The organism is Reichenbachiella sp. (genome assembly GCF_039941815.1).
Classification (GTDB): Bacteria; Bacteroidota; Bacteroidia; order Cytophagales; family Cyclobacteriaceae; genus Reichenbachiella.
Window position 1 is genome coordinate 187,093 of record NZ_JBDVDW010000059.1, and the last position, 12,877, is coordinate 199,969.

Sequence of the window (12,877 nt, forward strand, 5' to 3'; positions counted from 1 at the left end):
ATGACTATCAGATGGACATAGTAAAACATAACAAATCCGCTTGGGACCAATACGTTGACAAAAAGGATCGATGGACCATTCCGGTAACGGACGAAGAATTAGAAAACGCTAGAAAAGGAAATTGGAGCGTGGTATTGACGCCGAACAGGCCTATTCCTAAAGATTGGTTTCCACCCATGGAGGGTTTGAAAATATTGGGGCTCGCCTCTGGTGGTGGACAGCAGGGACCAATTTTTGCGAGCTTGGGTGCTGAAGTCACTATTTTCGACAACTCAGATCGACAATTAGAGCAGGACCAAAAGATAAGCGAAAAGCACAATCTTGGCATCAAAACCGTCCAAGGCGACATGAGAGATCTTTCTGTACTGGCCAACGAATCGTTTGACCTCATATTTAATCCTTGCTCTATCGTCTTTGTAGACAATGTATTGCCAGTATGGGCCGAATGCTTCCGAGTGCTCAAACCAGGCGGTGTGCTAATGACAGGATTGATAAATCCACTTTCATTTCAAATAGACGAGGACAGCTTTAAGCTAATTTATAAGCAGCCCTTTTCTGACCTTCATTCTTTGCCGAAAGAAAAATTAGAAGAGCTAAAAAAGAATAACGAACCGCTGGTGTTTGGCCACAGTTTGACCGATCAGATTGGTGGACAGCTAGACGCAGGTTTGGTAGTAACAGCCATGTTTGAAGACACATGGGACGTGGACAACAAAATGGATGACTATTTACCTTCATTTATAGCGACCCGAGCGATCAAATCATAAGGCCTTTGGATTGGTCAAAGAGGGTTGTGGCTGACTTTTGCCTGACAAGATTGAGTAGTTTCAAAGCATTCCAAATTGTACTCAATGGCGGTTTTGACAAGACCTTAGATGTATAGAATATTCTGGTGAAAATATTCCATCTTGGTATATCGACCGTTTATATTTCCAATTTGAGCTAAATAATTGTACAATTGTATGCACACCTGAGCATCAATGAACAAAGTATAATGAAATACCTTTTATTACTTATTAGTCTTTTAGCTATCACAAAATTAGGTCAGGCTCAGGATCTCTTATTGGGTCGAGTACTAGACTCTGAAAACAAAAAACCAATTGCAGATGTCTTGGTTAGAGTTCTTGAAAGCGGTGATACAATTGTATCAAATTCTCTAGGTTATTTTCAATTCAAAGCAGACTCTGGAAATCATCTTGTCTTTAGTAAGGAAGAATATTTCGAATCCAACCTATTGATGATTGAGCAAAAGAATATTTTGCTAACCCTACAAAAATCAACGCAAGAAGTGCCTATCTACTATTCAGGAATGACACAATTCTATAAGCACTTAGCAAAAAGTATTAGGTATCCTAATCAAGCTCGAAGGATGGGCATTGAAGGGAAATGTTTAGTGTCTTTCGATATTGATACCCTTGGCCAGGTTGGCAATATTCAAATTCTGGAGAGTATATTAAATGAAGTTGATGTTGAGCTGATTCGAGTATTAAATGAATTGCCAGAGCTCTGGATTCCATCCAGCACCAACTATAATCTAGTCTTGCCTGTGACTTTTAGACTTGGTGATAATAATCAGAAATTTGAATCAAGTTATGACTTAAGCGGCCGAAATATGCTGACAGAAATTGTTATTACAGCTTTTGGCGTTAGTAAGGGAAGCTCGTCATCTCAAAATTTTAGCATGGTTAACAGTCTATCTAATGTAAATACACCTAAAGATGTTTCTTACTCCATTCATGGCGCTATAGATAATAAGGATAAGACTAAATTGGTATTATCAAATCAGTATCTAAGGAAATTGCCAAAATCGATTGGGGAGCTAGAACATATATCCTACCTGGATCTCGAAAACAACAAAATTTCATCAATTCCAATAGAAATTAAATTGCTACTGAACCTTGAAGAAGTTTATGCTACGTCTAATAAAATTGCCGATCTTCCCTTTGAATTTTCTTCTCTAAAAAAGTTGAAAATATTGGGGCTTGCCTACAACAAGTTGGAGTTCATTCCTGAACCCATCTATTACTTAGAAAATTTAGAAATGTTGGATTTAGGAGATAATAAGATTTCTATTGTATCTAAAGATATAGGTGAATTGAAGAATCTTAAAGTACTTGTTTTATCAAACAACAAGATTGCAACACTTCCTGAGTCAATAAATCAATTGTCCAGGCTTGAAAAATTAGATTTAAGAGGAAATAATATTTCACTCCGTGAAATCGAGCAACTAAAAAAATCTTTGAGAGATACTGAGATTATTTACAAATGATGTGCAGATACATTTAGAGATCATAGCCAATATTTCACGCATATCTGTTTCAACAAATGAGCAGACCCTCTCCCAACTCTAAAAAAACATCCCGAAGTTGAACCAAGTTATTGGCTGGCACGGGTGTAAAAAAACTAAACCTCCTCCTTGAGTACGTCCAATGCGGTTTTGTATCCAACATCAATCAGCTGAGGTGCCTGGTCAATATCCACCCGATTGAACGACGACAAATTCGGTTGGATTAGGATATCTGCCTCTCTATTCTGCATTTTGGCTGAAGTCAGCATGGTAAAGTCAAAACTGTTCAACAAAACTTCAATGATATTTTCTGGTCTTTTATGAGTATGCTGTCCGTTCAAATCAATTCCAATAATGAGATCAGCACCCATTTTTCTAAGTGGAGAAATTGGAACATTTTCTACAATCCCACCATCCACAAGCAATTGATCCTCAATTTCGATGGGAATAAAAACCCCAGGAATACATGTGCTGGCCATTACTCCTGCAGCCACATCATTTTTCTCAATAATTACCTTCTCCCCAGTAGTAATATTTGTGGCAATCATAGCCAATGGAATGTTTGAGTCCTCAAAGCGAACAGATCCAATGCAATCATTGATCAGATCGCCTAGCTTATCATTGGATAGCAACCCGTATCGAGAAAGTGACAGTCCAGAAACATCTAACCATTTGAGATCTGTTACTACGTCTTCGATTTCATTCGAGGTTTTACCAAAAGCATGCAAGGAGGCTATAAGTGCTCCAATACTGGTTCCCGTAATATAGGCTACTTCTATATCTAGTTCTTCCAAAGCTTTCAAAACACCGATATGTACGGCGCCAAGTGCGGCCCCTCCCCCTAGAGCTAACCCAATTTTTTTTCCTTTCTCCAATCCTTTCATTTGTCAATATTGGTAAAATTGTCTGACTTGCTGCAACAAAAGATAAACAAATCTAATCACCAAAACCTGGAGTACTCATCCGTTTTTGATCTTAAAATACCAACATATTACAGGTTTGCACTATTACCTATTCTAAATCTATGGTACAGTTGTGAGTGTATTTCAAGATACTAGACTTTGATATAGGAGAGCCATCCAAATAGTACGGTAAGAACCATTACATACGTGATTAGCACATAAACCCACCTTCCGCCAAATTTTGGTGTTGAAATCGAGGACAGATTAAATGCCGAAAGAACCATCAGGATACCGTAAATAAGAATTGAAAAAGTAACATGTTCAAAGTAGCTTTCGAATAAAAAGGCCAAAATTGTCTCTCGCGATCTTCATGGCATGTTTTGCTGATGGTCTACCCTAGTCTCAACTATGCGACCACTTCCTGAATATGAATCTTTTGTGGTTTGGCGATTCAAAGAGATCTAGAATGTTATTAAAAAAGAGAGTTGATGATTTAACTAACTAGTACACCATAATCCTCTAAGTTACTTATCTGATAAAACACTGAGTTCATCGAATGAATTCACGTTCAGAAAAGAATACTAATAATTTAGAGCCAGCATTAAAAAGAGAAAAATGAACTACGCAAAAAATATATCATACAAAGGCCTATCAATACTCTATACAGATTTGTCCAATCTCGATGAGGAAAGCGCGAAGACAACAGTACAAAGTACAGTAGGCATTGTCAACAAAATGCCTTTGAAGTCGGTCTACTCACTGATCGACCTGGAAGGGCTCACCTTGTCACGTGCCCTCATTGCTGAAATTAGAGCTGTGGGAACGGTAAACGCACCATTCGTAAAAGCAACTGCCATTTGCGGATTAAATCCTATGGCCAGATTTTTGGCCAATTCGGTAATTAAAGCCACCAAAAGAAATGCAAAGCTTTTTAGCAATCCAGAAGACGGTAAGGCCTGGCTCTATGAAGAGAGTTTAAAGCCAAATACTAACGAATCCCAAGTTAATATCAAATCTGCTTGATCATATATCTCATATAGAGCATAAGACGAGCCCACTGTTGGTGCGTCACTATTGATCTGTGTCGTCGCATTACACTTATTTCCTATTTTAGGCAAATAAGTGTACAATTGTACACTTACCTAGATGTATCCTCAATTTCCTGCCTAGCAATTATTTATGAAGGACAAGAAACAACGTGGCAAAATAGTATCACTTGATTTTGATAGAGACACTGAAATATCCAACATAAACATTGATTCTGATAACAACATTATATTCTCTGATGAACAAGGTAATAGGTTAACTCCTAAAGCAGTTACAACTGGCGATGCGTACCTCAGAAAAAAGAAGCCTAAAGTTCTTAGAAGTGCGAGCCAAGACGTTAATAAAATCCAACTCAACTTAAAGAAATCACTTAAGAAGTACGATCAATTATTCTTTATTGATACCAACTTTAAGAAGTACGAATCTCATTATTTCTGTATTTCATCTTCATTTCTCGGTTTATGGAATAATCCTGAAGAACGAAGGATGATAAACATACATCCTCAACCAAGTTTAGTTTTTCTGTCTCCGATTGATTCGAAACCTGAAAGATTTGGATGGTGGGATCTGATTCAAAGAATAAAATCCAGTGAGGTTTATCAATCAAACTCTTCGGTTGGGGTCGTAGTGGATAGTGACTTAGGTGAGTTGTCATCCATTAATGCTGGAGAGACACCAGTTTGGGGGAACAATGAAATATTTCGAGGATTTGAATTTATATATTCAAGTGCTGATGTTGGTATGGGTTTTTGGACAAACCGAATTATCAAAGATTGTGACAAAAGATCTTCAACAATTCACAAGTTACTTGAACAACAAATTCCGGAGTTAATCAGACAACATCCTGATCTTGAGAACCCAGTTCCACTCAATTACCTGAATATAAAAGAGGATAACAAACACTAATCGGCATATGTCTCTGGGCTCTTTGAAACAGATGAGCAACTGGCCCACTTCCCAGCACCTTCTTTGAGACTATCCTCCCCTAGCCGCCTTTGGTGGTTCTGGCCTTTATCTTTCACAACGCAGTAAATCCTAGCAAGCTTTTGAGGGTTGGTGCAGGTGCGTTACTTTTAGTGTGATCTAGCGATTGTCGGACATACGCCGCTTAGTTGGACGTTAGCAGCAATTAGAGCAGTTGTATTAGAATTTCCTTCACACTTATGCACTAGCTTTTAGTTACTTTCAATTACCTTTTAAGCCTATTCAAATTTTGTATATTATTTAGTTAAAACTCAAAAGATGGCAATAAGAAAAATTATTGGAACAGTATTCGCGGTTGTAGCACTTATTACTCTTGGTATTTTTATTACTAGAACTGAATTTAGTGTTCAACTCCAAGTGTGGATGAGCTTCAATTATTACATTCAGTTTTCTCCATATGTTATTAGCATTATGCTCTTTTATAGTGGAGTGTATCTATTTAGAAGAAATCAGAAATCGAATTTCGCGATGGCGATTTTTGGGTATACCATTTTCGAAATAGTGGCTTTGGAATTGATGGGAATATTATCCAATAATCTAAGCACTTACACAACCATACTGTTTGTATGTTGCGCTATTGTGGCCCTATGGGTTGCTCATGCGAATCCATTTACTTTAAGGAAATTGTCTTTGAAGGAAATCCTAATAAGCGTTTTTATCGGAGCATTGGAGAGCCTACTTCTATATTATCTACAGTTTAATTAGTAGGTATGGAGGAAAGCTGCTAACAAACGCTAAATATCCATAGTCATTCTGCACTATTTGTGAAAAGTGCCTGATTCGGATAGCTTTATACGAAATTGCAACGGTCAGCCTACGGATTTTAGTTGTGCGTTATCGACAAGGACTTTAGAAATCTTCAGATTGAAAACTATAACTTTCATACTTCTCTTTTTATCGATCAATTGCGTCATTGCACAAGTGAATTCAACAGATCAAATTATTGAAGCCGCTAGATTAAATTTATCCAAAACTGTAGGGCAATCAGCCGCCAAATATTTCCAAATTGATGAAGCGGTATCATACAAGTACCAAACGAGCAAAGGGAAGTTTAAATGGAAGCCATTAACACCTTCTACCGCGATCAAAGGTGAATTCGTAATATGCAATGTCCGTTTTGTTATAGATCATCCCGATTACCAGTATTTATGGGTTAACAAATTCGTGCATATTGAACTAGATCAAGACTTAAACCATATTAACGATACAGCCATAAATCATATACCAGAATTTATTCGAAAAGGAAAACCTAGTAACTGGCTACCCTATTCATATATCGAGCAAATAATAGACAATCAGGAACTGAAAAAACCAGTCAAGCCGAATATTACTCGATTAGAGTATGATATTAAGGGTGAACGTCACTATTGGAAAGTATTTAATACGATAGGCGAAGAGAGATGTGCTTCAGATGTTGAAATTTTAGAAATAGACCCAATTTCTGGGCTGATCTTGAAACATTATGAAGAACATGAAATTGTTATGCATTGCTTTTGAAAATCCCCATAACATTACCTACCCCTCCGTGGTGATTACTGCTAGAGTTGACAACAGCAGTTTCTATCAGCACCCGGAAATCTTCGTTTTCCCTCCGGGACGCGCAGTCACATGGTTAAAAAAAGGTTGTGATGAAAATCGAAGATTTTCCTAAATTGTAACCGAAATAAAATACACGTCAAGCACCACGGAGGATTGCTGGGCGTATTAGTGCATGATGCCCCGTCCTAAAAGAATATGAATGAACTAAAAGAAACTGGAGGTGCAAGAATTGGAATGGCAAAAGCAACCTGGCCATTTGCAACCCTTACAGTCAACCAAAACAGACTGAGTCTAAACGCATCAGTTATTGGCAACCTGACTTTCAAGTCATCTGACATAATTTCAGTTGAAACATACAAGGCAGTACCTTTGCTTGGACAAGGTATTAGAATTCACCATAGAGTGAAGAACTACAAGGAAAAAGTGATTTTTTGGACGTTTAAAAGTCCTCAAGAACTTATCAAAAAGATCGAACAAACTGGATTTCTTAACAACACAGCTCCAATATCAACGGAAGAAGAACAAGAAATAGCAAAACAACAATCAGTTGGAGGTTTCCCTATTAAGACATGGTTCGCTATTGCCGTGGTGCTTGTTTGGAACTTGTTATTCTTGTACGACTTTCAGAACAGAGGTGAAGGAGACATGCCAATCGGAAATGGTTCCAAGTACGCTCTTGCATTTGTATTTGGGACAGGATTGCTTTTATTGATATCCGAACCCTTCAGACGGTTGGTTTTGAAAGATGGAAGGACTCTCAATGATATCAAGAAATTCGTATTATTTCTCATGTTTATTACTGGAATTATGCTCCTCCAATCCTTATTAATGTTCTAGACATGCCATAACATATACTATGAATGAATGGGGTTTCATCGGTCAGGAAATTTCTTGGAATTGGAAAGTCCGCCACAAGTTTTAAATTTGAAATGAAGCGTGGCTATGTGCGAGTCTAGAGGTTGGTGATTTCTAATCCACACTCATCATAGCTGGTCGTTGCCATGCACACGATAAAATCTATTGGAAATGAATATCAAACGATCAATTTTAGGCCTGTTCGCAGTACTACTCTTGTTTGGCTGTCAGCAAGGAGCTGAAAGACGAACTGAGTCAGACGCTTCAAGTGAAAGCTCAATCATGCTGCTTGGAGTTTACCATTTTAACAACCCTGGTCGGGACACCTATAATGTAGAAATTGACAATTATTTTTCTGATAAAAGGCAGCAGGAATTAGAAGAACTTGTAAGTCTTTTAGAAGAATATAATCCAACCAAAATTTTTGTAGAATTCACTCCTGATCGTCAATCACAAATAGATAGCTTATACCAACTATACCTGGACGATAAAATTAAACTAGATGAAATTCAAAATGGAGTAAATGAGGTCTATCAAATTGGATTTAGACTTGGAAAAAAATCTGGTGGAATTCAAATAAAAGCGATAGACCATTCGGGTCCTTGGCTGGGAGCGTATGTGGATTTCATAGCGGACACCTTAGCACTTGACTACTATCAAAAGAAACTAGACGAAGAGCAGACCCGCACTAAGGAAAAGCAGCGAAGATTCTCATCGAATACGGTAAGAGAAAATCTCTTGTATCTCAATGAAGAGGAGCAAATCATAGAAAATCATGACTATTATAATAATGTAGCCATCAATGTGAAGGATACTGCGAAGATTATGTTTACTTACCAAGAAACTGAACAAGAAATAGACGGTCTCCCCTACCAGATGCGGTCATACGATTTCAATAATATAGGTGTTGAAATGGTTGCTGAGTGGTATAAGCGAAACCTATTTATTTACAGAAACATCATTGAAGATATGGAGTCGAATGACCGAGTAATTGTAATCATTGGTAGTGGTCATGTTTTCTACCTAAACCAACTGCTAAGCAACAATCCCAAATTCGAACTTATAAACCCAAATGAGATTCTGACGAAAACAAATAAATGAAGTTTAACTCAATAATACTGACATTCCTTTTATTCATTTTTTTTAATGTAGGGACAGCCTTTGGTCAAAGTTTAGTACCTGTTTTGATTACAAAAAATGATGGAACAATAATTTCTTTTACAACAGCATAAGGTCATATAAAGGAAAAAATGTATTCCCTGATGATACCAAGGATTACATAAAGGGTAAGATCGAAGGTAAGAAGGTGAAACTGGATAAATCTGAGATCAATAAAATTCAATTACAGGATGGGTCTGAATATGTGTTAGAAAAAGTTGGATGGAAATATTATATTGGTAAGTATATAACTAAGGGGGAAATTAACATATTCAAATGCTACACTTACGAAAATATTGCTAATTTTAGTTCTCCAGCACCATTCATGCCACGTGAAGGAGTGACAGATATATCCAAAGGAAAGGATAATTATTCTACCAAAGCTTACAACACAATTAACAAGACCGCTTCTGTCAATTACTACAATGTAAGCAGAGGTTCTTTCTATATTATCACTGGTAAGAGAGACTTTAAACAACTGGCTGCAAACTCTGCAACTTTCGAAGAATATATTGAAGAAAACGGAATTCCAAATAACAATCTTGAGTACGAAAAAGCATTCATTTTTTATAATGAGGAATGTAAAATATAAGTACTAACATCACCTATCTCTTTATGGTGACTACTGCCAGAGTCGAGTGCGACAGTATCTATTAGTACCGGAAAATCTTCGCTTTCCCTCTGGGACACGTAGTCATCTGGTTTAAAAAAGTAGTGATGATAATCAAAGATTTTCCTACTTTGTAGCTGAATCAAAATACATGTCAAGCACCTCGGAGGGTAGCTGGACGATGTGCATAATAAAGTCACATCTGTATGTAGAACTAAGTAAATGAGAAGATCTAAAGATATTCCAGTCTCCTTAATCAATTTGCGAATTGCCGTGGGAGAGACATTTGGTGCGAGAAGAGCAACTGTAATTGAAGACGCAAATCTTACTGAAAAAGTCCTCTCATCTCCTACCAGCAGAGTATCCGTTGATACAACTATGGCCGTTTGGGAATCTTTAGTTTGCCAAACCAATTCAGAGGACATCGGACTTATTAGTGGATCAAAAATTAGGTTACAATTGGCTGGAGTTCTGGGTTATGTAATGATGAATTCTTCATCGTTGTTAGTAGCACTTGAAAAATTGTGTGTATACCAGCGGCTTGTAGCATCCATCATATTTTGTGAAGTGATTCCGAAAGGTAAGGTAACCCGAATTGAATATACCATGCAAGAAGAATGGAAAGACAACTTTAGATATACGGTAGATTTTACACTTTCTGCCCTCGTTTTTATGATTAGAAATTGCACGGTAGCTGCAGTGTCTCCGCTAAAAGTAGGATTTCACTTCCCAAAACCTGCAAACTATAAAACGTATTTGGAGCTATTTGAATTGACCGAAGTTGAATTTGGATGCGACCATTCATACATCACCTATTCGAGTATCGATTTGGAAAATAAAGTATCGGGATCAGATGGAGATATGTACAAACATTTTGATGCCATGCTATCTTCTGCTGGAAGAGAGCACGATCGGTTGAATCAATATACAAGGTTGGTAAGGAAGTCCATTGAAAAAAGTATTGCAGCAGAAGCTCCAAAAGTCGAAGACATTGCTCAAGAGCTAGGACTTAGTGTAAGAGGTTTGCAGGTCAACTTAAAAAATGAGGGAACCACTTTTCAATCTATTCTAAAAACCGTTCGAAAGGAGCTATCCATTGTTCAATTAAAAAATAGAGAATTAAACATAACAGATGTCGCTTTTCTTGCAGGTTTTTCAGATATCTCGGTTTTCTCTAGAAACTTCAAAAAATGGACAGGACTTACTCCTTCCGAGTTTAAAGCGGAGCACTAATACTCAACATCACTTCTTGTTTCTTTACGCAATGCGTCAAACTTTTTGCGTGGATAGTCAAATGACACTTTATTGATCAAAATACATTTGTACTATCAAAATTAAATATCTTAAAAACAAGAAGTTATGAAAATAATTATTCTATCTGCAGTTATTTTAATCGGAAGTATAACGAATGTATTTGCACAGGAAAACAACCATTTTGAATTAGAATTAGATCCACTAGCATATGCTTTTGGAGGAATATCGGGTCATATTGCATATACCTTTAAGAATCAACGAATCCAATTGGGTTATGCGCAGATCACAGTTCCTGACGCTTATCAAAGTAACGAGAAAATTACTGAAAGTTTCAAAGGATTCCCTTTAGTTAAGTGGGATATTTTCTTCGGCAAAGATGATGTTAGTCACGGTTTCTTTGCCGGTCCTACGATGAACTATGTATTTACCAAGTATGAAACCGAAACAGACGAAGCCAAAGCTGAAGGATTAAATGTAGGTATAAGAGGTGGGTATAGATTCGACATTTTTAAGAAAAGTAATACCCTAAATGGCTTGTACCTCACGCCATGGGTCGGTTTCTCATATGATTTAAAATCAAATGATATTGAACTGGATAATCAAGTGCATTCAATAAAACCTTGGGGTATCTTTCCAACATTTCATCTGGGCTGGGCATTTTAACATTTTAAAAAAGATGGTCTTGATGAAGAATTATAAAAAACACCTATGGACACTCCTACATTAAGCATTTATATTTGGGGAATTTATGTAGTGCTAATTGGCGTACTTCTGCTTTTTATTCCTAACAAAACAATGATTCTTTTTGGACATGAGAAACCGAAAGATCATTGGATTAGAGTTGTCGGAATAATGGCTCTCTCTCTTGGATATTTTTACTTGAATTCCGCTCAAAATGAAGTTTATAGTTTTTATTGGGCTTCAATTTATGCAAGGACTTTTGGATTAATAGGATTTTCGGGATTGGTGGCTTTTAAATTAGCTAAACCTAAAATTATCCTTTTCGGGCTTATTGACGCCATGGGAGCAGCTTGGACTTTATTAGCTTTGGTAGAGTTGAGATAATTAAACTTATTACAACTACAGTCAACAAGGTATAAAGGCAACAATTTAAACTTATGGAACAACAAAGACTTTAGTTAATACTAGCAATTTAGGATTTATAGCTCCAATCGAAGGGAAGTTTGCAAATCGAATTTCGACAATCTTAATGATTGACCTTCTTTTCACTGTAGAAATATTCTTTTGTTTGGACTATTATGATGGTCAAAAGAATATGGTAAAGAAAATTGGATTGGTATGGCTTCTAACAATGCTATTTGGACTTGCTGGTGGTATTCCATTTTACTTATACCTAAAAAAACTATTCCCTTTAAAACAAATTAGGGCACAGATAATAATAAAAAACGCATAGCGATGAATTTTATAAAAACAGAAAATACAGAAACGATTAATACCTTAAGGGCACAGTTATACCTTTCATTAACCGCTCCAATTGACGCAATGTGGGAACAGCTTTACATTAGCTCTTCTCAGCATTATCTTATTGAAAACGATATAAGCAATTTGGGATATTGCTGTATTAACGAAACAGGATATTTGACTCAGATATTCCTTAATAAAGACCATCTATCACTTATGGATAAGGTAGTTAAGGAGTTAATTGCAACAAAATTGGTTAACTCTGCTAGTTTAAGTTCAAATGAGCCAAAGGCATTTAACGCCTGTTTGTTACACTCAAAATCAGTAAAGGCCAATACCTTTTGTTTTGAGCACCCGAATAAAAAAGTTGAAGTCGATACAAACTTAAATATTGAGTTGGTCGCAACAGTTGATATTCCTTCAGTAAAAGAATTCCTTAAAGAACAGGTTGGAATGGACGACACATTTGGTTATACCGAAAACCTTGTTGCACGAAAAGAAATTTTTATGATCAAGGAATCAAATATAATCATAGCAACGAGTGAGTGTAGAATGAGTGATTCCCAGCCTGAAATTGCAGACTTAGGTATTATAGTAAACCGTGATTTTCAAGGTAAAGGACTTGCTACACAAATCATGAAAACACAAGTAAACAGAGTGTTAGAAGCTGGTAGAGAACCAATTTGTTCCACGACATTAGATAATATTGCTTCAAGAAAAGTGATTGAAAAATCAGGATTTTATTGTTCAAATATTATTTTTGACATTACCCTTCAAGATTATTAAATAAGTAGTAAGCACAACAATGTGTATATGACT

14 protein-coding genes are annotated in these 12,877 nt (G+C 36.6%); 13 read left to right on the forward strand and 1 reads right to left on the reverse strand.

Annotation, left to right across the window (positions count from 1 at the left end):
* Window positions 1-11: 11 nt before the first annotated feature.
* The gene (locus ABJF11_RS13450; protein ID WP_348120393.1) at window positions 12-767 is read left to right on the forward strand and encodes a class I SAM-dependent methyltransferase; all 756 of its coding nucleotides are present in this window, start codon (window positions 12-14) and stop codon (window positions 765-767) included.
* 227 nt (window positions 768-994) lie between these two features.
* Window positions 995-2,269 (forward strand): TonB family protein, encoded by a 1,275-nt coding sequence (locus ABJF11_RS13455; RefSeq protein WP_348120394.1) that lies wholly within the window; start codon window positions 995-997, stop codon window positions 2,267-2,269.
* 134 nt (window positions 2,270-2,403) lie between these two features.
* Here the strand turns inward: ABJF11_RS13455 and ABJF11_RS13460 are convergent, their stop codons facing one another.
* The gene (locus tag ABJF11_RS13460; protein WP_348120395.1) at window positions 2,404-3,171 is read right to left on the reverse strand and encodes a patatin-like phospholipase family protein; all 768 of its coding nucleotides are present in this window, start codon (window positions 3,169-3,171) and stop codon (window positions 2,404-2,406) included.
* A 633-nt stretch (window positions 3,172-3,804) separates the two neighbouring features.
* Between ABJF11_RS13460 and ABJF11_RS13465 the strand changes: the two genes are divergently transcribed.
* The 11 genes from ABJF11_RS13465 to ABJF11_RS13515 all read left to right on the forward strand — a co-directional run bounded on the left by ABJF11_RS13465 (window position 3,805) and on the right by ABJF11_RS13515 (window position 12,844).
* Window positions 3,805-4,212, forward strand: coding sequence for a hypothetical protein (locus ABJF11_RS13465; protein ID WP_348120396.1), 408 nt, complete (start codon window positions 3,805-3,807; stop codon window positions 4,210-4,212).
* Between the two features lie 156 nt (window positions 4,213-4,368).
* Window positions 4,369-5,142: a hypothetical protein gene (locus tag ABJF11_RS13470; RefSeq protein ID WP_348120397.1), complete on the forward strand. Its 774-nt coding sequence runs from the start codon at window positions 4,369-4,371 to the stop codon at window positions 5,140-5,142.
* 336 nt (window positions 5,143-5,478) lie between these two features.
* Window positions 5,479-5,925: a hypothetical protein gene (locus tag ABJF11_RS13475; protein WP_348120398.1), complete on the forward strand. Its 447-nt coding sequence runs from the start codon at window positions 5,479-5,481 to the stop codon at window positions 5,923-5,925.
* Window positions 5,926-6,084: 159 nt separating this feature from the next.
* Window positions 6,085-6,717 (forward strand): hypothetical protein, encoded by a 633-nt coding sequence (locus tag ABJF11_RS13480; RefSeq protein WP_348120399.1) that lies wholly within the window; start codon window positions 6,085-6,087, stop codon window positions 6,715-6,717.
* 237 nt (window positions 6,718-6,954) lie between these two features.
* Window positions 6,955-7,596 carry a hypothetical protein gene (locus tag ABJF11_RS13485; RefSeq protein WP_348120400.1) on the forward strand — a complete coding sequence of 214 codons (642 nt, stop codon included), beginning with the start codon at window positions 6,955-6,957 and terminating at the stop codon, window positions 7,594-7,596.
* A gap of 189 nt (window positions 7,597-7,785) precedes the next feature.
* Window positions 7,786-8,715, forward strand: coding sequence for a DUF5694 domain-containing protein (locus ABJF11_RS13490; RefSeq protein ID WP_348120401.1), 930 nt, complete (start codon window positions 7,786-7,788; stop codon window positions 8,713-8,715).
* A 205-nt stretch (window positions 8,716-8,920) separates the two neighbouring features.
* A complete protein-coding gene (locus tag ABJF11_RS13495) occupies window positions 8,921-9,364 on the forward strand; it encodes a hypothetical protein (RefSeq protein WP_348120402.1) in 444 nt (147 codons plus the stop codon).
* Window positions 9,365-9,604: 240 nt separating this feature from the next.
* Window positions 9,605-10,615 carry an AraC family transcriptional regulator ligand-binding domain-containing protein gene (locus ABJF11_RS13500; RefSeq protein ID WP_348120403.1) on the forward strand — a complete coding sequence of 337 codons (1,011 nt, stop codon included), beginning with the start codon at window positions 9,605-9,607 and terminating at the stop codon, window positions 10,613-10,615.
* 126 nt (window positions 10,616-10,741) lie between these two features.
* Window positions 10,742-11,299: a hypothetical protein gene (locus ABJF11_RS13505; protein WP_348120404.1), complete on the forward strand. Its 558-nt coding sequence runs from the start codon at window positions 10,742-10,744 to the stop codon at window positions 11,297-11,299.
* Between the two features lie 45 nt (window positions 11,300-11,344).
* Window positions 11,345-11,701, forward strand: a complete 357-nt coding sequence (locus ABJF11_RS13510) for a hypothetical protein (RefSeq protein ID WP_348120405.1) — start codon at window positions 11,345-11,347, stop codon at window positions 11,699-11,701.
* 351 nt (window positions 11,702-12,052) lie between these two features.
* Window positions 12,053-12,844, forward strand: coding sequence for a GNAT family N-acetyltransferase (locus ABJF11_RS13515; protein WP_348120406.1), 792 nt, complete (start codon window positions 12,053-12,055; stop codon window positions 12,842-12,844).
* Window positions 12,845-12,877 lie beyond the last annotated feature (33 nt).

Bases quoted from the DNA above. Each gene is read 5' to 3' on its own strand.
- ABJF11_RS13450 (WP_348120393.1), top strand. From the start codon at position 12: ATGGACATAGTAAAACATAACAAATCCGCTTGGGACCAATACGTTGAC.
- ABJF11_RS13455 (WP_348120394.1), top strand. From the start codon at position 995: ATGAAATACCTTTTATTACTTATTAGTCTTTTAGCTATCACAAAATTA.
- ABJF11_RS13460 (WP_348120395.1), bottom strand. From the start codon at position 3,171: ATGAAAGGATTGGAGAAAGGAAAAAAAATTGGGTTAGCTCTAGGGGGA.
- ABJF11_RS13465 (WP_348120396.1), top strand. From the start codon at position 3,805: ATGAACTACGCAAAAAATATATCATACAAAGGCCTATCAATACTCTAT.
- ABJF11_RS13470 (WP_348120397.1), top strand. From the start codon at position 4,369: ATGAAGGACAAGAAACAACGTGGCAAAATAGTATCACTTGATTTTGAT.
- ABJF11_RS13475 (WP_348120398.1), top strand. From the start codon at position 5,479: ATGGCAATAAGAAAAATTATTGGAACAGTATTCGCGGTTGTAGCACTT.
- ABJF11_RS13485 (WP_348120400.1), top strand. From the start codon at position 6,955: ATGAATGAACTAAAAGAAACTGGAGGTGCAAGAATTGGAATGGCAAAA.
- ABJF11_RS13490 (WP_348120401.1), top strand. From the start codon at position 7,786: ATGAATATCAAACGATCAATTTTAGGCCTGTTCGCAGTACTACTCTTG.
- ABJF11_RS13500 (WP_348120403.1), top strand. From the start codon at position 9,605: ATGAGAAGATCTAAAGATATTCCAGTCTCCTTAATCAATTTGCGAATT.
- ABJF11_RS13505 (WP_348120404.1), top strand. From the start codon at position 10,742: ATGAAAATAATTATTCTATCTGCAGTTATTTTAATCGGAAGTATAACG.
- ABJF11_RS13510 (WP_348120405.1), top strand. From the start codon at position 11,345: ATGGACACTCCTACATTAAGCATTTATATTTGGGGAATTTATGTAGTG.
- ABJF11_RS13515 (WP_348120406.1), top strand. From the start codon at position 12,053: ATGAATTTTATAAAAACAGAAAATACAGAAACGATTAATACCTTAAGG.